Origin of the sequence: Geomonas propionica (genome assembly GCF_016458235.1) — a bacterium.
GTDB classification, from domain to species: domain Bacteria; phylum Desulfobacterota; class Desulfuromonadia; order Geobacterales; family Geobacteraceae; genus Geomonas; species Geomonas propionica.
The window spans coordinates 17398-41562 of record NZ_JAEMHK010000012.1 but is presented as its reverse complement, the minus strand read 5'-3'; the positions used below and the strand labels follow the sequence as shown (position 1 = coordinate 41562).

The window sequence follows — 24165 nt, the reverse complement described above, 5'->3', positions numbered from 1 at the left end:
GCAAAGACGCGTTGCTAACTTGAAGTTCGTTTAGCACTCGAACTTTTTGAGTGCTAAACGCTTTTGAGGACCACGTCTATGGAAGAACAGCTCTCCGAAAGGGGTAAAAGAATCCTCGAAGCAGTCATCGAGGACTATATAACGACTGCCGAACCGGTAGGGAGCAGGACCATTACCCGCAGCCATGCGCTGGCGCTTTCGCCGGCCACGGTGCGCAACGTGATGTCCGACCTGGAGGAGATGGGGCTTTTGACCTCGCCGCATACCTCCGCCGGTCGCATCCCCACCGACAAGGCATACCGCCTCTACGTCAATTCGATCCTGGAGGCGAAACAGAATCTCACTGCGGGCAAGCGCGACGAGATCCGCAGGCGCTGCCGCATGGCGGGGAGGGATCCCGCCGAGATGCTCAAGGAAGCAAGCCGGCTCCTCTCCACCACTTCGAGCTACATGGGGGTGGTGATGGCGCCGCGGATGGCCGCCAACGTCTTCCACCAGATGGAATTCGTCAAGCTGTCCAGCCACCGCATCCTCGCCATCCTGGTCTCGCAGAACGGCACCGTGCAGAATCGGCTCCTGGAAACCGAGGAGGAGCTCCCGCAGGAGGATCTGGTCCGCATGGCCAACTACCTGAACGGGATGCTGCAGGGGCTGACCCTAGCCCAGGTGCGCGAACGGCTGATAGCCGAGATGCAGAGCGAGAAGGTGCGCTACGACTCAATGATGGCGAAGGCGCTGGCGCTCTCCGAGCAGACCATCAGAACCGACAGCGCCGAGATCTTCCTGGAGGGACAGGCGAACATCCTGGACCAGCCGGAATTCGCCGACACCGCCAAGATGCGCGAGATCTTCCGCGCCTTCGAGAAGAAGAGCCTCCTTCTGGACCTGCTGGACCGCTCCATGCAGGCCGAGGGGGTGCAGATCTTCATCGGCTCGGAATCCCCCCTGCTCAAGATGGAGGGGATGAGCCTGGTCACCTCGACCTACCTGACCGGTAAGGACACGGTCGGGGTGCTCGGAGTGATCGGCCCGACCCGGATGGGGTACGGCCGGGTGATCCCGATCGTCGATTACACCGCCAAACTGATCAGCCGCCTGCTCGAAACCGAGTAGCGCGAGAAAAGGAGAGTACAAAGGGATGGACAAGAAAAAACACGATGCGCACCAGCATGACAAAAAGGCGGAGGCGGCGCAGGACAACGTGGATCTCGCCCAGCCGCTGTCGGATGCGGATCGCATCAAGGAACTCGAGGAAGCCCTGGCCGCCAAGGGGCTTGAGTCGGCGGGCAACTGGGACAAGTACCTGCGCGAGCGGGCCGACCTGGAGAACTACCGGAAGCGGGTGCAGAAGGAGAAGGAAGAGATCCTGAAGTACGGCAACGAGCAGATCATCACCGAGCTGCTGCCGTCACTGGACAACCTGGAGCGCGCCATCGAGCACGCCAGCGAGGACGACCCCATCGTCGAGGGGGTGAAACTCACCCTGAACATGCTCGTCTCCACCTTGAAGAAGTTCGGCGTCACCGCGGTGGAAACTCCGCCGGGTACCCCGTTTGATCCTGCCTTTCACCAGGCCATGACCCAGGTGCCGAGCGAGGAGCAGGAGCCCAACACCGTCGTGAACGTGTTCCAGAAGGGGTATCTGCTGAACGACCGGCTGCTCCGTCCCGCCATGGTCACGGTCGCCGTTAAGCCGGCGGCTTAACGGCAGAATGAGACAAAGATAAAGATTAAGAACTTCGTGGGCTTTCCTTAGTCTTAATCTTTGTCTTTATCTTTTTTTTCCCCGCCCCTTGTTTTTTGCCGGGGGCATGACTAGTTTGCACAGCGATAGTTACCATATGAGGAGGCAATCACATGAGTAGAGTAATAGGAATCGACCTCGGGACCACCAACTCCTGCGTGGCAGTGATGGAAGGTGGGGAGCCGGTTGTCATAGCGAACGCAGAGGGAAGCCGCACCACCCCTTCCATGATCGCTTTCGCCGAGAACGGCGAGCGGCTGGTGGGCCAGCAGGCCAAGCGCCAGGCGGTCACCAACCCCGAGAACACCCTGTACGCCATCAAGCGCCTGATCGGGCGCAAGTACGATACCGAGGCGGTCAAGAAGGACATCGCCATCTCCCCGTTCAAGATCGTCAAGGCCGATAACGCCGACGCGTGGGTCGAGGTGCGCGGCCAGATGTACTCGCCGCCCGAGATCTCGGCCATGGTGTTGATGAAGATGAAAAAGACCGCCGAGGACTACCTCGGTGAGGCCGTCACCGACGCGGTCATCACCGTCCCGGCGTACTTCGACGACTCCCAGCGCCAGGCAACCAAGGACGCCGGCAAGATCGCGGGCCTGAACGTGCTGCGCATCATCAACGAGCCGACCGCGGCGGCGCTCGCCTACGGCCTGGACAAGAAGAAGGACGAGAAGATCGCCGTGTTCGACCTGGGCGGCGGCACCTTCGACGTCTCCATCCTGGAACTGGGTGAAGGGGTCTTCGAGGTGAAGTCCACCAACGGCGACACCTTCCTCGGTGGCGAGGACTTCGACCAGAAGATCATCGATCACATCGCCGACGAGTTCAAGAAGGACCAGGGCATCGATCTCAGGGGCGACAAAATGGCGCTGCAGAGGCTGAAAGAGGCGGGCGAGAAGGCGAAGTGCGAGCTCTCCACTTCGCTTGAGACCGACATCAACCTCCCCTTCATCACCGCCGACGCGTCCGGTCCCAAGCACCTGACCATGAAGCTCACCCGCGCCAAGCTGGAATCCATCTGCGCCGAGCTGATCGCCAAGCTGGAAGGCCCCTGCCGCACCGCACTGAAGGACGCCGGGCTCTCTGCTTCCGACATCGACGAGGTCATCCTAGTGGGCGGCATGACCCGCATGCCGATCGTGCAGAAGAAGGTGCAGGACATCTTCGGCAAGGTTCCCAACCGCGGCGTCAACCCGGACGAGGTGGTCGCCATCGGCGCTGCCATCCAGGGCGGCGTTCTGCGCGGCGACGTGAAGGACGTGCTGCTCCTCGACGTCACCCCGCTCTCCCTGGGCATCGAGACCCTAGGCGGCGTGATGACCAAGCTGATCGACAAGAACTCCACCATCCCGTGCCGCAAGAGCCAGGTGTTCTCCACCGCGGCCGACAACCAGCCGGCGGTTTCCATCCACGTACTGCAGGGCGAGCGCGAGATGGCGTCCGACAACAAGACCCTGGGCAACTTCGAGCTCTCCGGGATCCCGTCCGCTCCGCGCGGGGTGCCGCAGATCGAGGTCACCTTCGACATCGACGCCAACGGCATCGTCCACGTCTCCGCCAAGGACCTCGGCACCGGCAAGGAGCAGTCCATCCGCATCACCGCCTCCTCCGGCCTCTCCAAGGAGGAAGTCGAGAAGATGGTGCGCGACGCCGAGGCCCATGCCGCAGACGACAAGAAGAAGCGCGAGCTGATCGAGGCGAAGAACCAGGGCGACAACCTGATCTACTCCACAGAGAAGTCCTTGAACGAGTTCGGCGACAAGATCGACGCCGCCGAGAAGCAGAAGATCGAGGAAGGCATTGCCGCTCTCAAGAAGGCGCTGGAAGGAAGCGACGCCGACGAGATCAAGAAGGCGAGCGAGACCCTGATGCAGGCCTCCCACAAGCTGGCCGAGGCCGTATACGCCAAGGCGCAGGCAGCCGGCGCCGAAGGCGCCGAGCCGCACGCCGAGCCGGAAGCGGGCGGAGCCGCCAAGGGCGAGAAAGTCGTCGACGCAGATTTCGAAGAAGTGAAGGACGAGAAGAAGTAAGTAATGGTTGCAAACCGGTGCCCACTTGATAGAAGATGGCGCTGCATTTAGAAAATGAAAACGCGCAACGGGCAGCGTCTCATGAAATGGGACGCTGCTCTTTGTGTTACGAGGGCATACTTTGGCAAACGGTGAAAAACAGGATTACTACGAACTGCTCGAGGTGAACAAAAACGCCTCCGAGACCGAAATCAAGAAGGCGTACCGGCGTCTGGCCATCAAGCACCACCCGGACAAGAACCCCGGCGACAAGAGCTCCGAGGATAGATTCAAGGAGGTCTCCGAGGCCTATGAGGTGCTGTCCGATCCCGAGAAGCGCGCCCGCTACGACCAGTTCGGCCATGCCGGCATGGGGGGCGGCGGCTTCAACGGCTCCCCCTTCGGCGGCTTCAGCGGTTCCCCTTTCGGCGACATCTTCGGCGATATCTTCGGGGAGGTGTTCGGCGGGCGCCAGAAGACCTCGCGCGGCAAGCGGGGCGACGACCTACAGTACAACCTGGAGATCAACTTCGAAGAGGCCGCTTTCGGGGTCGAGAAGAAGATCGACATCCCCTACGCCAAGCGCTGCGAGACCTGCGACGGTTCCGGCGCCAAGGCCGGCACTCAGCCCAAGACCTGCCCCACCTGCCAGGGTGCGGGCCAGATGCGCTTCCAGCAGGGATTCTTCAGCGTTTCCAAGACCTGCTCGCATTGCAACGGGGAAGGGCGCGTGGTGGAGCATCCGTGCCCGAGCTGCCGCGGCACCGGCACTGTGCGGGACAAGAAGTCCATCTCGGTGAAGGTACCCGCCGGGGTGGAGACCGGCATCCGGCTCAAGCTCTCCGGCGAAGGGGGGCAGGGAGTCAAGGGGGGCGCCAACGGCGACCTCTACGTGGCGCTCACCGTGCGCGAACACTCCATCTTCCGGCGCGAAGACAACGACGTCGTGTGCGAGATCCCCATCAGCTTCACCCAGGCGGCTCTGGGATGCGAGATCGAGGTGCCCACGCTGGACGGCAAGGTGAACATGAAGATCCCGGAAGGAACCCAGTCCGGCGCCGTATTCAGGATGCGCGGCAAGGGCGTCCCGGCGCTGCAGGGATACGGGCGCGGCGACCACCTGGTCATCGCCAAGGTGGAAACCCCCATCAACCTGAACAAGCAGCAGCGTGAGCTCCTGGAGGAGCTGGCGCGCATCAGCGGCGAGGACGTGAATCCGATGCGCAGGAACTTCTTCGCCAAAGTGATGGACATTTTCACGTGATCAGGACGCTCACCCGGTGCGTGGCGGGGCTTGTGGCCGTTGTTTTCCTGGCCGCCCGTCCCGCGCCGGCCCTGAGCGCCCCCGCGCAGGCGACGCTGCTGGCGGACAGCGCCTACTCCGGCGCGATCACGGAGCGGATCCGCGGGGCGAAAAGGCGCATCATCTGCGCCTTTTACCTTTTCAAGGTCACCGGGCGCAGGGGGAACCTCCCGGCGCAGATCGCGCAGGACCTGGCCCAGGCCAGGGGGCGCGGGGTGGACGTCACCGTGATCCTGGAAGCGGAGGATTCGGTCGGGAGCGACAACTGCGCCGCCGCCGGTTATCTGGCGCGCCAGGGGGTACGGGTGATCTTCCCGCGTGGCAGGCGCACCACGCACGCCAAGGCCGTGGTCATCGACGATCGGTACGTCATGATCGGCAGCCACAACCTGTCCCACGCGGCGCTGACCCGGAACCGGGAGCTTTCAGTGCTGTTGGATGCACCCGAACTGGCGGCGCAGGTGACCAGGTACCTCGAAGGGATCAGGTAAAAAAAGGTCACGCAAAGCCGCGAAGCCGCAAAGCAGGACCGACTAACGCGGCATTTTAGGTTAACCTTTGCGCCTTCGCGTCTTTGCGTGAGGCCTCCCAAAGGAGTAGCACCTTGTTCAATAAGCTCTTCTCCCCGGTTCTCCTCCTCCTGGCGCTCACCTGCGCCGTTTCCGCCCACGCTTCCATCGCGACCTATCCCGAACTCCCGACCGGCTACACCTCGATCCGGGTCTTCGACGGGCAGCAGCGCTACGTGGGGCGCATCCTCCCCACCCAGCGCTACTGGGTCTCCATCGACCGGATCCCGCTTTTCCTGCGCAAGGCGCTGGTCGCCACCGAGGACGCCCGCTTCTACGAACACGGCGGCATCGACGTGCGTGGCATCGCCCGCGCCCTGGTGAAGGACGTGGTCAAGGGGCGGCTTGCCGAGGGTGGCTCCACCATCACTCAGCAGCTGATCAAGAACAAGTTCCTGACCGGCGAGAAGTCGCTCGACCGCAAGGTGAAGGAAGTGCAGCTCGCCATGGATTTCGAGAAGAAGTACACCAAGGACCAGATCTTGGAGATGTATTTCAACGAGATCTACTTCGGCAACGGCGCCTGGGGCATCGCCCAGGCGGCGCGGCAGTATTTCGACAAGAACCCGGAAGAACTCACCGAGGCGGAATGCGCCATCCTGGCCGGAGTGCCCAAGAACCCGGGACGCTACAACCCGCTGGGGGACTTGGCCAAGGTAAGCGCGCGGCGCAGCGTGGTGCTCTCCCGCATGGTCGCGGTCAAGATGATCACGCCGCAGCAGAAAAGGGCGATCGAGGCGCACCCTGCCACGGTGATCCAGCCGGGGCAGGCGCTGGGGTATCTCGAACTATTGCGCAAGCAACTCGTGGAGCGCTACGGCGCGCACATCGTGGAGCAGGGCGGGCTGGACGTGATCTCGGCCATGGACGTGAACCTGCAGAAGCAGGCGGAGCAGGTGCTGCGTGAGGGCGTGAAAAAGGTGAACCCGAACTTGCAGGGGGCGCTCATCTGCATGGACCTGAAGACCGGCGACGTGCTGGCCGCGGTGGGGGGCGTGGACAACGGCAAGGGGGGCTTCAACCGCGCCTTCTTGGCCAAGCGCCAGCCCGGCTCCTCCATCAAGCCGCTCATCTTCGCGGCGGCGCTGGAGCAGGGGTACACCCCGGCGAGCCTCGTGGATGATGCCCCGGTCTCCTACAACAAGGGGAACGGCCAAGCCTGGCGGCCGCACAACTATGAGAAGAAGAGTTTCGGGGAGCTGCCGCTTCGGCAGGCGCTCGCCCACTCCAACAACGTGATCACGGTGAAGCTGCTCGAATCGCTCGGGGTGAACAACTTCGTCACCTTCGCCGGGCGCCTGGGGCTTACCCTGCGCACCCCCAACGACCTCTCGCTTGCCCTGGGCACCGACGAGGTCACCCTGAACGACCTGGTCTCCGCCTATTCGCCCCTGGCCAACGGCGGCATGCGCAGCGAGGGGCGCACCATCATCCGCGTCTTCGACCGCAGCCGCAAGAGCTGGAACGAGAATCCGTCCCAGGTGACCCCGGTACTCTCGCCGGCCACTGCCTTCGTCACCACCTCGATGATGAAGGACGTGCTGACCTACGGCACCGCCAAGGGGCTCAAGAACTTTGCCCGTCAGCACCCTGCCGCCGGCAAGACCGGGACCACCGACGACTACCGCGACGCCTGGTTCGTGGGGTACACCCCGCAGCTGATCACGGGGGTCTGGGTGGGTTATGACAAGCCGAAGCCGGGGGGGAGGGGCTTTACCGGCGGCGCGGTATCGGCGCCGATCTGGGAACGGTTCATGCGGGTTGCCAGCGCCGGGAAGCCAGCGGCTGATTTCGCCAAGCCCGAAGGCGTGGTCACCGTCGAGATCGACCCCACTACCGGCCAGCTCGCCACCCCGGAATGCCCGACCACCAAGGAAGAGGACTTCATCGCCGGAACGGAGCCGACCACGTACTGCTCCAAGCACGGCGGCGACGCCATGCCGCCGGTCACGCCGGTCACGCCGGCCGCGCCGGCCCAGCCCGGCGTCACCGCTCCCGGGAAGGAGGCTCCGGTCAAGGAACCTGCCGAGGACGGCGGGGAGGATGGCGCTGACGGCGCTACCGGTCTTGAAGGGGACGTGCTGCGCTAGGCGGGGCCGCCGGTTTCGGTGGCGTAGTAGTGGCGAATCGGTTTCAGGTCGTCGTCAAGTTCGTACACCAAGGGCGTCCCGGTCGGAATCTCCAGGTGCACGATGTCCGAGTCGGAGACCCGGTCCAGGTACTTGATCAGGGCGCGCAGGCTGTTGCCGTGGGCGACGATGAGCGGGCGGCGGCACTCGCGCAGGGCGGGCGCGATCACCTGCTGCCAGCAGGGGAGCACCCGCTCCACTGTGTCCTGCAGGCACTCGGTGCGCGGGATCAGGTGCTGCGGCAGTAAGGCGTAGCGCGGGTCGCGGCCGGGGTAACGCTGGTCGCCCACCTCAAGTGCCGGCGGCCGGACATGGTAGCTGCGCCGCCACAGTTTCACCTGCTCCTCCCCGTACTTCTCCGCCGTCTGCGCCTTGTTCAGCCCCTGCAGCGCCCCGTAGTGCCTCTCGTTCAGGCGCCAATCCTTTTGTTCCGTGATCCACATCAGGTCCATCTCGCGCAGGATGATCCAGAGTGTCCCTATGGCCCGGCGCAGCATCGAGGTGAAGGCGACGTCGAAAACGAAGCCCTTCTCCTTCAGGAGCCGCCCCGCGTTCCTGCTCTCCTCCTCTCCCTGCGCTGACAGCTCGACGTCGGTCCAGCCGGTGAACAGGTTCTCCTTGTTCCAGACGCTCTCGCCATGTCGGATCAGTACCAGTTGCTGCATGTGCCCACCTCCGGAAGTCCTTCCCTCAGCGCTACTTAGCGCTTCCCGACTGCTTCGCCTCTTCCAGCTTGTCGGTGACGTTGTTTTTGATCCAGGAGGGATCCCACCACTCGATCGGGTTCACCTCTTGCCCCGAGACCACCACGCCGAAGTGGAGGTGGTCGCCGCCGGCAAGGCCCGTGTCCCCGGTGTCACCGATGATATCCCCCTTTTTCACCTGATCCCCTTCCTTCACCCCGATCCGGCTCAAATGCCCGTACAGGGTCTGCAGCCCCAAGCCATGGTCGATGATGACGCACTGGCCGTAGATGCCGAGGTCGTCGGCCCAGACCACACGGCCGTTGTTGGCCGCCGGTACCTTGGAATGTGCAAGGGAGGCGAGGTCGATCCCCAGGTGGTACTGCTCGTCGACCTGCTTGCCGTGGTAGAAGTAGCTGCGCAGCTGGCTGAAGCTTCCCTTGGGTGCGGAGTTGGGGAGGCGCAGGAACTCGCCCTCCCAAAACGGGGTGGTGGAGGTCTTGAGCCCCACCTGGTACAGGATCTTCCGGTCAGCCTGGCGCCCTTCGCCGTTCACCTTGAGAAAGATCTCCAACGGCGTCGCCGCCTTCGGGAAGCGGTCCTTGAATTCCCCCGAGACCTTTTCCAGGAAGGCGTCGGTAAGTTCGATCCGGTCCCTCGGGAAGGACTTCTCCAGCACGTGGTAATAAATGCCGGTGACACGCTCGTTGCCGGCTCGGTCCACGGCGAGCACCTTGGGGATGAAGCGCTCCTGCGGCAGATCGCTCGGGAAGGGGAAGAGGCAGGCGTAGAAGCCGCCGGGCTGTAGGTAGGCGGGGTAGAAGCGGTCGGCGAAAACGACGCCGGTTTTCACCAACTCCCGGTTCACCGAGTACACCACCAGTCCCACGCCGCCCCGGGAGATGTTGTGTGCGGAGCTGAGGATGGCGACCGCCGGAGGCTTGTTCTGGTACTCGAAATTGAAGGCCTGCTCGGTCCGGTTGCCCGAGCCGAAGCCGAAGAAGGAGCTATCCGCCGCCCTGACCTCCAGCCTGACCGGCCCTTCCTTGAGTCCGGGCTGGGCGGGGAGCCGGAAGGTTTCCGCCGCTTCCTTGGTGCCGGTGGGATACTCCTTGGCGAGGACGGGAAAGCTCTTCTGCCCCTGTACCAGGTTGACGCTCAAGGACCTCAGTCCCGACCGGTCGCGCAGCCTGAGTGTCACGTCGACCCTGGAGGAGATGGGGCCGCTCTGCCGGGAGAGCGCGAGGGCGGGGCCCGCGGTGTCGACAAAGTAGTACGCCCCGAAGCCGAGAAGAAGCAGGATGATCAGGATAACCGCCACAGCTGTCGTTTTCATGGGTCTCCCCCAGCGGCAGGTACGGCAGAGGGCGCTTTGGCCATCCAGCGCCCGTCGCTGTTGAATGATTAATCTGGATTAAGGCACCCACGGATTTTAGCATCCGGCCTTTCGAAGTCCAGTCTGGCGGCGCATAGGTGCTGTTATCGCTGCGGCGATGAGTGATAAAAAATGTTGCGGCTCTCTGTAAAAAAATCAGGCAGGTGATATATTACTATCAGCTAGCTAGCTGTAACAGAATGTCTCGGAAAAAGGAGGTAGCAGCATCGAGGTAACTTCCACTGAAGAGGATTCTAATTACCAGACAGCTGTACCAGCACCGACGCCCAAAGCGCCGGTATGACCCCAGTAAAGAGGGGATCGAGTAAATGAAGAGGCCCTGCGCATCATGTGCGGGCCTCTTTTATTGTCACTGAGATAGGGGATCGTATTGCAGGCACAGCTCAAGTAGATTAGCAGAAAAGGATCGTCTTCTGTTATATTAGGATAATCGGGATAGCATCTTTCCCCATCTTCATTCAAAGGTCCAGGAGGATATACGTATGAAAAGGATAACTGCGGCACTAGTTGCCATGGTGATCGCCATGGTTTCCCTGCAAGGCTGCTACGGCAAAATGGCGCTGACGAAAAAGGTGTATCAGGTGAACGGCCAAGTCGGAGACAGGTTCCTGCGCAGCCTGGTGACCTGGGTCTTCATCATCGTCCCGGTTTACCAGGTGTCGGCGCTGGTCGACTTCCTGCTGTTCAACACCATCGAGTTCTGGAGCGGTCATAACCCGGTGGCCCAGGGCGAGAAGGATTTCCAGTTCAGCGAAAACGGTGACACCTTCAAGGTGCACGCCAAAAAAAGCGGCGACACGTTGCGCTACACCTTCAACCGCTACCATGGTGATACCTATCTGGATACCCTCACCATCGACTGGAACGTAAAGAGCGGCAACTCGGTCGCGGCACTGCGGGAAGGGAGTGAGCTGACCCGGTTCGAGGCCACACGTGCTAATGGAGGCGTACAGGTGACGAGTTCGGCTCCCGGGGCTTTGAACGCGGGCAGGCAGATGACGGCTCTGTACCAGTAAGTGAGGGGATACTCAGGACGGTGGCGGATGATGACAAGGTTAGCGGATTCAAACTCATGGCGCGGGCAACTCAAGCAGTATATCCGGAAAAAAATTATTTGGACAGACTGTTTCTTTTCGCCCGGCAATGATATGTTTGACTCAGCTAGCTAGCTAAGAGGGATCTCGGAAAAAGGAGGTACTCAGCATCAAAGAAACTCCACCGATTCGGAATCTCACAACCTGAAGCTGTAACCTCCCGGTGCTTACGGGCACTGGCAACCACCCTTGAAAAGGGTACCCAAGCAGACGCAACAAAGAAGGCCCGCCATCATGGCGGGCCTTTTCAATTAGGTGCAGGCACGGAAGGCACGGAAGGCGGTTACCGCACCAGCAATGATAAAGGGTCGCAGACATGGTCTGCGACCCTTTATACTGGAGCCGAAGAGCGGACTCGAACCGCCGACTTGCTGATTACGAATCAGTAGATATCTTCTTTCGCAGTTGTTTCACCCTTTCCCGCAGTGTATCCTTCCTTTGATTATTACCTTGACATTCCAGTGGATTAGCTCTATAGCTTGTACTCAGTTGTACCGCATTTCACCACTGTAGCCCAGTGATTTGTGGATACATTAGCGGATACATGAGCAAATGTATCCTTTGAAAGGGAGGGGGCAATGGAAAAGCGCAAGCCGGGACAGTTTACGGATAAAGAGGTGAAGAACTACAAGCCTGAAGCCAAAGAGTATTGGAGGAGGGAGGGGCAAGGGTTCAGCCTGCGTGTGCTGCCGTCCGGTGTCAAAGCGTGGTACTACATCTACACCTTTGACGGGCGCAAACGGTACTTGCCGCTTGGTGATGGTAATTATCCCGAGGTGTCCGTTGCTCAGGCTAGAGAGCTTTGCACAGCAGCGAGGGTGAAAGTGGCGAAGGGCATAGACCCACTAGGAGAGAAAACTCAGGCAGCGCTTGAACGCAGACATACGCCTACTGTAGCTGACTTCATTGATGAGTACATCGAGGGGCACGCCAAGAGGTTGCGGCGTGGGAAGGAAGTAGAGCGCGCCCTCAAGGTTGAGGTGCTGCCTCGGTGGGGGAAGAGGAAGATCACCGACATCACCACCCGCGACATCAAGCTGCTAAGGGATGAAATAGCGGGTCGTGGGGCTCCCGTCATGGCTAACCGCTGTATGTCCTATGTAAGTGGGATGTTTGCTTATGCTGTTGATAAGGATGCAATTAAGGTTACTCCTTATGTCAACATCAAGCGTGCGGTCAAAGAAGAGTCAAGAGAGAGGACGCTGAAAGCGGACGAGGTTAAACAACTTTGGGAAGCTCTGGACGGTGACGGCCTCATGATGAGTGCAGAGATCAAGACTGCCCTCAAGCTGATTCTGCTAACGGCGCAGCGCCCTGGGGAGGTAATCGGAATACATGCTAAAGAGATTGAGGGTAGATGGTGGACTCTTCCCAAGGAAAGAACGAAGAACGGGAAGTCTCATAGGGTCTACCTCACTGATACAGCGCTGTCCCTTATCGGGAGCCTTGAGGGCAGAGAGTATGTATTTCCAGCATGGAGGGGTGGTGATGGCTGTGTCACCGTTGGCGCTCTTTCATATGCTATCCGTAGGAACATAAAAGGGCAGTCTGTTGTGACTGATAAGGTTAAGCGTAGAAAAGGTGAAGCCTACAAGAGGGGGCCGTACAGGACTAAGCAATCAGTTGAGGGTGTAAATAGAATAGGCTTTGAAATGTTTACACCTCATGATCTTAGACGAACTGCACTCACATTGATGGGCAGCGAAGGTATACAGTATGAAGTCAGAGAGAAGGTTGCAAATCATACGCTTGGGAAACTGGATGAAGTTTACAATAGGCATGATTATGACGATTTTAAACAAGAGGCTATGGAGGCTATAGAGAACAAACTTCACAGGATTCTGACGGGTGAGGTGAAAAAAGGTAAGCTGATTTCAATTCAACGAAGGAGAGCATAACATGGATTTCGCGGCACTCAGGCAACTTCAAAGGATGTACGGATTTGACCCGGAAATGATAGCGCAGCTTTGGCAAGTAGTGCGCCCTGCCTGCACTGGAACCGCTCACCCCTAACTACTGCAATTCAATCACAGGGAGAATGAAATGGAAATTAGGACTGTTACGCGCTACGTTGCTTCAATTCCGCAGGTTGACGGCACGAAGAAAGAGAAGGTGTACAAGTCGGAGAAAGGGGCACGGCGTGCATTGATAAGGGCGCACCGGGCGACCAGGGTACACACTTGCCCCGCTTGCCGTGGCTGTGCTACTTGCACTGAGTGCAATCCTTGCAGCCCTTGTGGCTGGTGTGACTCGGAAGCTACACAGGGAGCCTTAACGATGTAGAGGTGTAGAAGAAACTGAATAACCGCAACAGAGCGCCCTAGCCCTCCCCGGCTGGGGTTTTCTTTTGGTTCTCCTTTCCTCACCGAATAAACACGCTCTTCTTGATAGAGCGAGCTAGGAGAACAAGTAGTATAGAGAGATAAGAGCGTTAAGAGCACTCCATGCTCGCGCTTGTCTCACATGTGCGACTTCCGTTTTAGGGGATGGCTATTTAGCGGCCTGAGCCTCGTTGAGTCCTGCCCTGTGTATGCGTCGCCCCGTCTTTGGCCAGTACAGGGCAATCTCGTGCGTCCGCGTATCAGGGTTGGCCCATGACGCTACGGCGTATTGAATCAGCCGCGAGCTTGATTGCTTCCCGTTGGACTTCCTCTCGACTTTTCCCCATGTATCCCTCATCTGACACCATCATGTTGTAGTATCTGGAAGAGGTGCTAAGAAGCGCTTTCTTGTATGAAGACTTGAATGTCAGTCTGCTGAAGGTAAACAAGCCTAGCCCGCAGACAATCGCATTGACAGCAGCAAAGGTGTACCAGATAAGACCTAAGCTAGCTAAGGATAGTCCGTACACCATAAGTTCATACACGGCTTGGTTGCTACCATAATACCAGCTTGGCCTTGTCCCAATAAAGCAACGCACAGCCATAGTGTTCTTAAACAGGGTGAGAGGGAACACTAGCACGTACAGCAAGACAGTAAGACCTTCCATTTGCCTACCTCCATTAATCTGTATTAAACAGAGTGACTATAAGCTTGCTGTGTGAATCCGTCAACCTTTGTCTTGGCAAGGAACTTCCCGGTGCGCTCTGGAACAATTAACACGTAGTATAGATAGCTGAACGTACCGGGCTACCCGGCTAACAAATATTGTGAGGTGTAGAGAATGGCGCAGGTGTTTATGAAGAGGGCGGAAGTGGTGGCAATGGTGGGGCTTGGATACTCGACGATCTGGCGGCTTGAGCGGGCGGGTAAGTTCCCTGCACGCAGGAAGCTCACGGATTACCGGGTGGGCTGGGTGCGTTCAGAAGTGGAAGGGTGGATACAGGAGCGTGAAGCAGTGCCGCAGTTGCTAGCGGCCTAGAAGTTCAGCGGGGAGCAAAGCCCGTTTGTTGCAGCAGAGGTTCAACGGCCAACGTGGCCGCTCTTCTGCTTCGTGCCCCGTATCGGGCACTGTGCGCCTACATGGCGCTTTAGCCCCGTCTGTTCAGTTCAGGTACTTGAGGTTACGGTCAATGACCCGCCCTTGTTACGCTGGGATTGCAGGCGGGGCTCTTTTGTCTGTCTTCACCTTGTATTCCCCAGCTTGTACTTTCTCGGGGCAGGGGGGGGGCTATTCACACATCTCATTGCCAACGGTTTCAGTAACCCTAGCAACAATACTAACGGCCTTGTCTTGCAATATTTCGTGGCGGCTGTGAGGGCGCGGTCTAATTACAGATGAGATGTCAGAAAGTTCAACCCACATGGAATATCTATCACCTTGAAAGCCAAGGCTTTTAATAGCCTCCTTCCCAATGAAATTAGCAACCATGCCGCAATCGTTGCAAATATTAAACTTCTCTGTCTTGTTTAGTGCGGTTACGCTTCTGTATGATTTAGCTGCAACGGTAAAGCTCCATTCATTTTTATTGTTCTTGCGAACAGTTTCGACCTTAGACCTTTTGCATACCGGGCATATCCAATCATCATCAACCAGCTTCCAGTCACGGGATGATGTGACCTTCGCGACATGGCTACAATCTCCAGCAGTAGGGGTCTCTTTTGCCCCGACAAATGTCTTTGTCCTCCAACTAGAAAAGTCTTCAGCAGGCTTACCGCCGCCGCCAAGTCTGTGATAGGGGAGGGTGGAAATGTTGTAATACGTCTGTAGGGTAGATAGGCTTTTCTTGTATATGGTGTCAGGGTGATAATGAAAGTACACCTCTTGGTACCAGTGAGAATTAGTCGCAGCAATCTCGGCAATTCTATCAACAATTTTAAGTCGTAACGAGAAAGTGTCTTTATTCCCCTCCCATATCTCACATGCAATAGAGGCGTTTATGTCATGTGGGCTGTTGCTCTTAGATACAACGATACGCTTTATCTCTGATGGAGAGTATGAAAACTTAGGATGAGTGCCAGCGGCTTTCTTTGCACTGGCATCCGCTGCATTGCAATCTTGGCATATCAAAGTGTTGTCATAAGAGGCTACCATCGAGACGGCACGTCTTGCAAAACGTTCAGCCACCTCGTCAGCTACGACTTTTGATAATGACGCTGATGTTGACCTGAACCGCTCTAGTAGCAAGTCCTGCATATGATCGTGATGGCTAACCAGTTTGCACATGAGTTGGTTATGTGAGTTCTTTCGGACCAGTTGCTCCTTATTACGGTCACAGGCAGGGCATGTCCAGTGTTGTGGCGTCCTTATCCAGTATTCAGTCATATCTACGCCAGTAGCTCCCAGCTTTAAAAGTAGACGCTGAGTTAAAGGTGACATGATACCGTCTAAGTCCTTCCGCTTCCCGGTTGCAATATCCTCAATAAGTCTGTCTTCAGGAGACATTGTAGTCATAAAGCTGGCCTTTATAGCTGGTGGAATAGACATGTATGATGGGGTGCTTATATTGAAAGGTCAAGGGGAAAAGCCTTGTATCTCCTGTCACCCTGTGGCCCCTGCACTCATGATCCCTGTTTTATGACCAGTGCGTGTAAGCCCTCTGCCTGCCTGACCGGTTCTCATTTCTCCCCGTATGGGTTCGCCTGATGGTGTTTGTGGAAAGGCTGGGGCGGTGCCGGGTGCCTCCCTCGGAGGGAGCGCTTTTAGCTCGTGGATTAGCTTAAGCCTTGAACTTAAATCCACTCGGCAATTCAGCATCTTATGAATTAACACGCTCTTTAGATAGCGAGCTAGGGTAACAGGTAGGATAAGAGAGAGTCATAGCGCCTAGTAGGACTATCCCGTTATGAGCGCTACAGCTTCATCAGGAGATGAAGAAGGAAGGGGAGCTACTAGCGACCTTAAGAGCGAGGGCAGAGTATGTGCGCCGCTCGACACTCGCCAGCGCACCCGGCCTTGCCGGTTCACATAGTAGCCCGGTTGAACGCCCGAGGTTGAGCCAGCCTGCATCATGGCTCTCGGCTCCCTTGGGCGCTCCCGTGCCCACCGTTACGCCCTGCCCCTGTGCTGCAATCACACCGATTGCGCCGGGGGCTTTTTGTTGCGAAGGGGACGGGTAGGGGCGGCGGCTAAAGACGGCTCACAGGTCAAATATGGAAGCCGGACTGAGGCGGCTGCTCTTGCCCTGCCTGAGCTGTTGGCCGGGGGGGGCGGTCGAGAGGGGAGCCGGGCGGCTGTACTAACGGGACCGATTTAGTCCTTTATGCCTCTCCATCTGTTTGTTTTTTCTGGTTGCTGCCGGAGCGGGCTGGGTGCTGGGGGAGAGCTAGCGAGCTGTTTGCAGGATACGTGGGAGGATACATGGCTGTACTGAAACGACCAAAGGGCTACAGTGCGAGCTGTAACCCCTTGATTTAATGGAGCCGAAGAGCGGACTTGAACCGCCGACTTGCTGATTACGAATCAGCTACTCTACCAACTGAGTTACTCCGGCTGATCTGTTACCGAGGCTAATCTTTTACCGTAAATCCCCCCCCCAGTCAATCTCATTCTAAACTCCCAACCTTCAACTTCCCCAGTCATCCTCGGCTTGTGAGCGCATTCCCTCGCGCGGCAACTGCTTTTTCACATAGGCGTCTACGTTTGTATTTTCCCATTGAGCTCGGGTCATATCCAAACAGCTGTCGAGAGCAAAGGCGCAATCATGCAGGCCTGGGCGGGGTCGGCTGGATTAATTTTGGTATTACCAAAACGTTACCATTGAGGATAAGTCTAGTGGTAGCGTACCCAGCGTTTTCGCTGTTCTCTAATGTTATGCCCCCGCGGAACGGCGGAATTTGTCCCATTTCGGCTGATTTACTTTCTCCAGTTAAAGCTGAATGCAAAAATATTTTTAAGGAAAAAATGTCCAATTTGTTTCCTTTTAGCCGGGTGAAGGACCCTGCTCCGGGGGGAGGGGGCTGTTGCTAGGTATATTTCTTGCGAAGTCGTCCCCCTGAAAGGTGTCTTCGCACCTCTACATCGTCCATTCATGCACTTGAGCTTAGGGGACAGGGGAAGTCTATGCTGAGAAAAACACTGGCGGTTCTGGCTGCTACGGCCATCATATCGGGGGCGCTCTGGTCCTGGGCGGCAACATCGTACCAGATACAAACGAAGCTGGGCAGTACCGGTGGCACCCTCCAGGTCCGCAACAACGCAGTCCAGACCCTGGCGGGTTCCCTCGTCTACAGCAACTTCACCACTTCCGCCCCCGTCCCGGTGAAAGTGACCGCCAACCCCGGCTACAAGATCACCAGTCTGACCAAGACCGGGGTGGCCCAGGTCATCGGCAACTACACCTCTCATTACTCCACCACCTTCATCAAAGCCGACGGCTCGCCGCAGTCTCTGGTTGCCGCCTTCACCCTTCAGAAGTACACCGTGACCGGTACCGCTTCCGGGCCCGGCAGCGTCACCCCGGCCAGTACCCAGGTCAACTACGGTGGTAGCGCCGTTCTCACTGCCACGCCCAGCAGCGGGGCTGTGGTGACCGGTGTCGCCGGTGGTACGGCTACCGTTTCCGGCAGCCCGGCCACCTTCCCCAGTATGGCCCCGGTCACCGTCATGGTAAGCAATGTCACCAGCCCGCGCGCCGTTGCGGCGACCTTTGCCGTGGTCGGTGTCGACGCCGGTGTGGCCCAGACCGCCATGGTGATCACTAAGGTGACCTTGCGGGGGACCATGCAGGGGGGAGGCACCTTCACCTGGGTGCAGGACAGCGGCCCTGCCGTCACCCTCCAGGCTGCCAGCACGCTCAACCCGGAGTTCGTACCGACCCAGGTTGGCACTTACGTGTTCCGGCTCACCCAGTACCTGGACGGTGTGGTGGTCTCCAGCGCGACCACGCAGGTGAACGTGGTAGATTCTCTGATCAGCTCCATGAAGAGCGCCTGCAACGGCTGTCATTCCGCGACCGGCGTCTACCCGACGCCGCAGGCTTTCATCTCCTGGTCCTCCTCCAACCATAAGTCGCTGGGTGTTTCCTGCGTTTCCTGCCACACCAACGGCGCCATGCCGACTCCGGTCAACCCGACGACGGTGGATTCCAACACCTTTGTGAACCTCTATCCGCAGGCTGGTCCGGTGGGGGGATACTTCTGTGCCGCCTGCCACACCGATTCGATTTTCTCTGGCTACGATCGCTCCATGCATAAGAAGGTGGGGGTCGCCTGTACCGCCTGCCATAAGGGTGGGGCTCACACGCCCGAGGCGGACCCGGGTGTCTGCGCGGGGTGCCACTACAACGGCCTGGGCATCGTCCCCAACCATACGGTGGAAATCGGCCGGAACGTCCTCTGCATCTCCTGCCACAACCCGCATTCCAGCTTCGCGGCGGTGCAGGGGGACCTGGAGACGCTGCACTACGGCAACATGACCACGGGCGCCTACCCGGCCACCTACGTCACCTCGCGTTCGGCCTGCACCGACTGCCACTTCTCGACGGTGACCAACCAGGCGATCCGCCAGGCGTGGTACACCTCCGGCCACGCCAAGGGGAGCGCGCCGGCGTACTCCAGCTACGACTTCAAGACCATGGACGGCTGCGTGCAGTGCCACACCACCACCGGCTTCGTGAACTTCTCCACCGGCAAGGTGACCACGGCCTGGGGCGTCGCCTCGGACAAGACCAAGGAGATGGTCACCTGCCGCGCCTGCCACGTCGACATCGCCACCGGTGCGCTGCGTACGGTGCAGCCGTCCAAGCCGTTCACCAACGAGCCCACCTACGTGAACCCGGCGGTGGGCGAGTCCAACCTGTGCATGTCCTGCCACAGCGGCACCAACACCGGCCAGACCATCACTGCGCAGCTACAGGCGAACGCCGACTTCACCAACCTGGCCTTCATCCCGCCGCACTACGCGGCTGCCGCGGCCGCCATGTACGCCAAGGCGGGTTACCACTTCCCGGGTCGCAACTATGACCTGGGCGCCACCCACAGCAACCTGGGCAATACCAACGCCAAGGGGCCGTGCATCAGCTGCCACAGAAACAGCACCTACGACCACTCCTTCAGAAGCGGCGTGAGCACCCTGTGCACCACCTGCCACGGCGCCAACATGCCGGAAGAGCAGCGTCAGTTGGCGCGCGATTCCTTCGTGAGCCTCCTGGAAGTGCTCCGTGCCCAGCTGGCCGCCAAGGGCTTCGTGTACACCGGACAGGCGCCGCACTTCAACCAGCGCAACTGGGGCACCGGGCAGCAGGGCGCGAACGTCATGGGCGCCGCCTTCAACTATGCCTTCCTGGTGCGCGAGCTGGGCTCCTTCGGCCACAACCCGCGCTACTCCAAGCAGTTGGCCATGGACTCCATCGACATCCTCGACAACGGCGTGATCGACGACTCGGTGACCACGCTGGCGGTGCCGACGCTGCGCGACGCGGGCGCCATCAGCCAGGCGGTGGCCGATTCCGTCGTCGCCTACAAGGCGCGCAACCTGTGCATCACCTGCCACGGCGGCTCCGCCTCGACCCCGAGCCCGATGGCTACCAACCAGCACGCGACCCACATCAGCGCGGTCTACGGTCCGGGCAACTACCTGGGTAGCGAGTACACCGCCTGCCAGGCCTGCCACGTCGGGACCACCGCCACCCACAACAACGGGTCGCCGGACCTGAAGAGCGGCGACGGCTCCCTGTGCATGGGGTGCCATGCAGGCCAGTTGGTGGATTGGAAGACGACCTCCCGCATCGAATGCACGGTCTGCCACGCGCAAGACGCTGCGGTGCTTCCCAACGGCACCCAGGCCCCCTACAAGGGTTACTTCGGCACTAAAGGGCACGGCCGCTTCGCGGTGAGCAACCAGTGTACGGTGTGCCACGACCGGAACGCGACCCACATCACCGGCACGCTGGGCGACAGCAAGCGCCTGCTCATGAACAACGACAACACGCTGTGCGCCTCGTGCCATAACAACGCCGCCGTGGTCCCGGCCCGCATCGTGAACCTCGGCACGCACGTCACCAAGGAGAACGTGGATATCGCCTGCCGCGAGTGCCACGACACGCACGGCACCGGGAACCTCTCCATGATCAGGAGCGAGATCCGGGGCTTCAACATCTCGTACACCGACCGGGCCACCACACTGATCGAGACCACCTACAACCGCGGCCTGTGCCAGGTCTGCCACACCAAGACCAACTACTACCGTGCCGGCCTTCCGGAGTCGAGCCACTTCACCTCGGGCTGCCTCGACTGCCACACCCATACCAGTGCCGGCGGAGCCTTCAAGCCGATCGGCGGCGGCTGCGACTCCTGCCATGGCTATCCGCCGGCGCCGAAGAACACGGCGACCACGTTCGGCAGCTACGCCAACTGGGCCAACGCGCGCTTCGAGGACTACTCGGGCGGCGGCGGAGCGCACCTGGTGGCGGCGCACATCTCGCCGTTCGCGAAGGTTGAGGAGGGATGGACCAACTGCACCACCTGCCACAACGGCGGCGCCGTCGGGCTCACCCCGTACCATAAGATGGTGACCCCGGCGAAGGACCACATCGAGAACGTGACCGTGCTGGTGGACAACAGCCTGCGCTTCGCCAACAGCTTCACCATCTACACCGGCGCGAGCCTGACCAGCGTGCCGGGTGCCAACAAGACCGGCTCCTGCTTCAACATCGCCTGCCACATGAGCCCGTCGGCACGGTGGAGCACCGAAAGGTAGGGGCAGGCAAGCGCTGTAGTAGCAAGGTAGTACCTTTCTGAATCGATAAAGGATTCAGCGTTCAATACGATGCAGCTAACTGACACGAAGAGGAGGAGAAAAATGTTACCAAAGTATGGAGGGCACTGTTTGCTGGTGTTGGCACTGCTTGTGCTGACACTGGTACAGGTGACCGCGGGTAAGGCGCAAGCCGCCTCACAGTACAACTACGACTGTTCTTTCTGTCATACCATGCCACCGATGGACTCTGGCACGGCCAAGAAAGATCCCAGCACCGGCGCAGTGCCGGGTAACCACGCTGGGCACGCCACCTCGGCGGTCAACTCCTGCGTTACCTGCCACGGCAGCCAGGTGAGCACCTACCCGATGGCTCACCGCAACAAGACCATTGAGCTCTCCGACACCGTCGGCTACTCCAGGAAGATCGCGGCCGGCTTCGTGAACCAGACCTCGGTTCCGCCGAACCCGATGGGTTCCTGCTCCACCGTGGCCTGCCACAGTAACGGCAAGGGCACCTTGCGTGCGACCCCGGCCTGGGGTAGCGCGGCGCTTACCGTGCCGGGCGGCTGCTCATCCTGCCACGACGTCGCTCCCTCCACCGGCAACCACCCGACCGCCGGCAGCAAGCATGCCAACTACTACAGTACCGGCGTCGGCTCCTGCGTGAAGTGCCATACTGACCACTCGGTACAGGCCAAGCCGTTCAGCCACGCCACCTCGGCCGGCCACCGCTCCATCGAAGTGAAGTTCGCCGGCGGCGGCAGCTTCGCGTCGAACCAGTGCTCCAACGTCTACTGCCACAGCAACGGCCGCGGCACCTACACCCCGCCGACCTGGGGTGGGAGCCTTACCTGCGCCGGCTGCCACGGCGACGCGACCAGCAACACCCTGTCGGGCAACCACGCCAAGCACGTGAACAACGCCGCCTTCCTCGGCACCAACTACGGCTGCGTCGACTGCCACAACACCACCGTTTCCGACAACAGCACCGTCTCCAACTTCACCAACCACGTCAACAGCACCAAAGACGTGGCAGGCTCCAAGGTGGGCACCCCGGTATCGGGCACCTGCGCCACCTCCTACTGCCACAGCGACGGCAAAGGCACCATGAAGAGCGTGACCTGGACCGGTTCCACCGCGCTGACTTGTAAGTCGTGCCACGGCGCCGACGCAGCCCCGGCCTTCACCTCCAAAGCGGGCGAGCCGAACTACGCCAACGCCGGTGCCACCCTGCTGCGCGCCAACAGCCACCTCAACCACGTCGCTTCGGCTGCGGACTGCGTCAGCTGCCACGCCGACACCACCGTGGACGGCACCACCATCAAGGCGGGCACCTTCCACACCAACAACACTCGCGACCTCAAAGCCGGCAACGGCAAGGGCTTCACCGTGGTCGCAGGGGCCTGCTCGGCAGTATCCTGCCACAGCGGCAACGGCATCGTGGCCAACGTGGCCGATGTGAAATGGGGTGCCTCCCTTGGCTGCAACGGCTGCCACGGCAACGCCTCCAGCCTCGTGACCAACGCCCACCCTACCCACGTGAGCACCAAAGGTTACGCCTGTGACACCTGCCACGCTGCGACTGTCAGCGGCAACACCTTCTTCGTCAACAAGGCTCTCCACGGCGACGCCACCGTCGAGGTCGCCGGCGCCAACGTGACCACCTGGAGCGGCACCACCACCAAGACCTGCGCCACCTCCTGCCACCTCGCGGGAACCCCGAAGTGGAACGACCCGGCATCCGGCGCCTGCGGTACCTGCCATACCGCGCTCTCCAACACCACCGGCGGGCTGATCAACAGCAACGCGCACGTGCAGCACTTCACGGCCACCTACGGCCCGGGCTTCAACTCCACCCTGGCCACCTCCTGCTCCAACTGCCACACCTCGAACACCGCAAGTACCCACGTCGACGGCAACCTGCAGCTCGCCGGCGGCATGAACAAGATCGGCACCTGCTCCACCTGCCACCAGCAGAGCACCAACTGGACCACCGGTCGTGTCACCTGCGAAAGCTGCCACTCGACCGCTGGCGGCGCGCTCTCCGTCATCGGCGGCATCACCGCTCCTGACAAGACCAGCGCGGCTACCACGGGCCACGGCAAGGCCGGCATCGCCCAGGCCTGCTCCGCCTGCCACGACAGCAGCGCGGCTCACATCAGCGGCGTGCTGGGCGACCAGAAACGTCTGCTTTCCACCATGGTCGGCGCCACCAACAAAGAGTGTGACTACTGCCACACCAACGCCGCCAAGGTGACCGGCGCGGCCCTGAACGTGAAGGCCCACCAGGCTACCGGCCTGGGCGCCAAGTGCTCGGACTGCCACAACGCACACGGTACCACCAACACCATGATGGTTAACACCACCATCAACGGCACCGCCGTCAGCTTCACCGGCAACAACACCTTCGCCAACGGCGCAAGGACCGGTGTCTGCCAGGTCTGCCATACCAGCACCATGTACTTCACCAAGGCCGGCCAGCCGGTCCAGAACCACGTCGACTCGACCACGGACTGCACCACCTGCCACGCGCACAACCCGGCCACCGGCCTCGCGTTCGTGCCTAACGGCGGTTGCGACGCCTGCCACGGCTACCCGCCGGCACCGCGCAAGACCATCAGCGCCCTCACCTTCGGCGTTCAGGGCAACTGGTCTTCGGCCCGCTTCGAAGACTACTCCGGCGGTGGCGGTGCTCACATCCTCGTGGCGCACATCAAGAAGGACGCCAAGCCGAGCGAAGGCTGGGCAAACTGCCTTCCGTGCCACAAAGGGAGCGACGCTTCCCATGCCCGTGCCCTGCCGGTACGGACCCACGTGGAAAGCGTGAGCGTCGACATCGACCCGCAGTACCGCTTCTCCGGCGACGCCCTCGCCACCTACACCAGCGCTACGCTGGTTTCCGGCGGGACTAACAAGTCGGGCACCTGCTTCAACGTGAGCTGCCACTTCAAGCCGAGTCCGAAGTGGAGTATCGAAAGATAGGTTAATCGGGTACCTGTGTAGGAAGAAAAGCTGTACCCGTGTAGCAGAAGCATGTTGAAACCCCGGCGGGGGAGTGGATCCCCCCGCCGGGTAGTGGATTTAGATAGCACTACGGTCAGGTGTTTTGAGATAAAGGAGTGGAAATGAGGGGCTACCGCAGACTCGGATGGTATAA

The 24165-nt window shown here is 60.0% G+C and carries 15 protein-coding genes and 1 tRNA gene; 11 read left to right on the top strand and 5 right to left on the bottom strand.

All coding sequences use genetic code 11. The annotated features are described in order from the left end of the window. Nucleotides 1–78: 78 nt before the first annotated feature. The 6 genes from hrcA to JFN90_RS15370 all read left to right on the top strand — a co-directional run bounded on the left by hrcA (nucleotide 79) and on the right by JFN90_RS15370 (nucleotide 7718). On the top strand, nucleotides 79–1113 hold the full coding sequence (hrcA, locus tag JFN90_RS15395) for a heat-inducible transcriptional repressor HrcA (protein ID WP_199396014.1): 1035 nt from the start codon (nucleotides 79–81) through the stop codon (nucleotides 1111–1113). A 25-nt stretch (nucleotides 1114–1138) separates the two neighbouring features. Next, a complete protein-coding gene (grpE, locus tag JFN90_RS15390; protein ID WP_199396013.1) occupies nucleotides 1139–1705 on the top strand; it encodes a nucleotide exchange factor GrpE in 567 nt (188 codons plus the stop codon). A gap of 152 nt (nucleotides 1706–1857) precedes the next feature. Then, a complete protein-coding gene (gene dnaK, locus JFN90_RS15385; RefSeq protein WP_199396012.1) occupies nucleotides 1858–3777 on the top strand; it encodes a molecular chaperone DnaK in 1920 nt (639 codons plus the stop codon). A 121-nt stretch (nucleotides 3778–3898) separates the two neighbouring features. Further along, entirely contained in the window at nucleotides 3899–5020 is a 1122-nt protein-coding gene (gene dnaJ, locus JFN90_RS15380) for a molecular chaperone DnaJ (protein WP_199396011.1), read from the top strand. Further along, the gene (locus JFN90_RS15375; RefSeq protein WP_199396010.1) at nucleotides 5017–5550 is read left to right on the top strand and encodes a phospholipase D-like domain-containing protein; all 534 of its coding nucleotides are present in this window, start codon (nucleotides 5017–5019) and stop codon (nucleotides 5548–5550) included. Before dnaJ ends, JFN90_RS15375 begins: the two co-directional genes overlap by 4 nt. 113 nt (nucleotides 5551–5663) lie before the next feature. Beyond that, entirely contained in the window at nucleotides 5664–7718 is a 2055-nt protein-coding gene (locus JFN90_RS15370) for a penicillin-binding protein 1A (protein WP_199396009.1), read from the top strand. Here the strand turns inward: JFN90_RS15370 and gpmA are convergent. Both gpmA and JFN90_RS15360 read right to left on the bottom strand, forming a co-directional pair. Continuing rightward, complete coding sequence (gene gpmA, locus JFN90_RS15365; RefSeq protein WP_199396008.1) at nucleotides 7715–8422, bottom strand: 2,3-diphosphoglycerate-dependent phosphoglycerate mutase; 708 nt, start codon at nucleotides 8420–8422, stop codon at nucleotides 7715–7717. The genes JFN90_RS15370 and gpmA overlap by 4 nt on opposite strands. A 31-nt stretch (nucleotides 8423–8453) precedes the next feature. Continuing rightward, nucleotides 8454–9776: a M23 family metallopeptidase gene (locus JFN90_RS15360; RefSeq protein ID WP_199396007.1), complete on the bottom strand. Its 1323-nt coding sequence runs from the start codon at nucleotides 9774–9776 to the stop codon at nucleotides 8454–8456. A 542-nt stretch (nucleotides 9777–10318) separates the two neighbouring features. On the opposite strand from JFN90_RS15360, the gene JFN90_RS15355 reads away from it, so the two are divergent. After that, nucleotides 10319–10852 carry a DUF3332 domain-containing protein gene (locus JFN90_RS15355; protein WP_199396006.1) on the top strand — a complete coding sequence of 178 codons (534 nt, stop codon included), beginning with the start codon at nucleotides 10319–10321 and terminating at the stop codon, nucleotides 10850–10852. A 656-nt stretch (nucleotides 10853–11508) separates the two neighbouring features. Continuing rightward, nucleotides 11509–12828 (top strand): tyrosine-type recombinase/integrase, encoded by a 1320-nt coding sequence (locus JFN90_RS15350; RefSeq protein WP_199396005.1) that lies wholly within the window; start codon nucleotides 11509–11511, stop codon nucleotides 12826–12828. A gap of 683 nt (nucleotides 12829–13511) precedes the next feature. Here JFN90_RS15350 and JFN90_RS15345 read toward each other — a convergent pair. Further along, nucleotides 13512–13919: a BTB/POZ domain-containing protein gene (locus JFN90_RS15345; RefSeq protein ID WP_199396004.1), complete on the bottom strand. Its 408-nt coding sequence runs from the start codon at nucleotides 13917–13919 to the stop codon at nucleotides 13512–13514. 174 nt (nucleotides 13920–14093) lie between these two features. Here JFN90_RS15345 and JFN90_RS15340 point away from each other — a divergent pair, with 174 nt between their 5' ends. Beyond that, a complete protein-coding gene (locus tag JFN90_RS15340) occupies nucleotides 14094–14291 on the top strand; it encodes a helix-turn-helix transcriptional regulator (RefSeq protein ID WP_199396003.1) in 198 nt (65 codons plus the stop codon). Nucleotides 14292–14540: 249 nt separating this feature from the next. Here the strand turns inward: JFN90_RS15340 and JFN90_RS15335 are convergent, their stop codons facing one another. Both JFN90_RS15335 and JFN90_RS15330 read right to left on the bottom strand, forming a co-directional pair. Further along, nucleotides 14541–15764, bottom strand: coding sequence for a hypothetical protein (locus tag JFN90_RS15335; protein ID WP_199396002.1), 1224 nt, complete (start codon nucleotides 15762–15764; stop codon nucleotides 14541–14543). Nucleotides 15765–16727: 963 nt separating this feature from the next. Continuing rightward, nucleotides 16728–16803 (bottom strand) — tRNA-Thr (locus tag JFN90_RS15330). A 569-nt stretch (nucleotides 16804–17372) separates the two neighbouring features. Between JFN90_RS15330 and JFN90_RS15325 the strand changes: the two genes are divergently transcribed. Continuing rightward, complete coding sequence (locus JFN90_RS15325) at nucleotides 17373–21008, top strand: cytochrome c3 family protein (protein WP_199396001.1); 3636 nt, start codon at nucleotides 17373–17375, stop codon at nucleotides 21006–21008. 102 nt (nucleotides 21009–21110) lie between these two features. Continuing rightward, nucleotides 21111–23990: a CxxxxCH/CxxCH domain c-type cytochrome gene (locus tag JFN90_RS15320; protein ID WP_199396000.1), complete on the top strand. Its 2880-nt coding sequence runs from the start codon at nucleotides 21111–21113 to the stop codon at nucleotides 23988–23990. Nucleotides 23991–24165 lie beyond the last annotated feature (175 nt).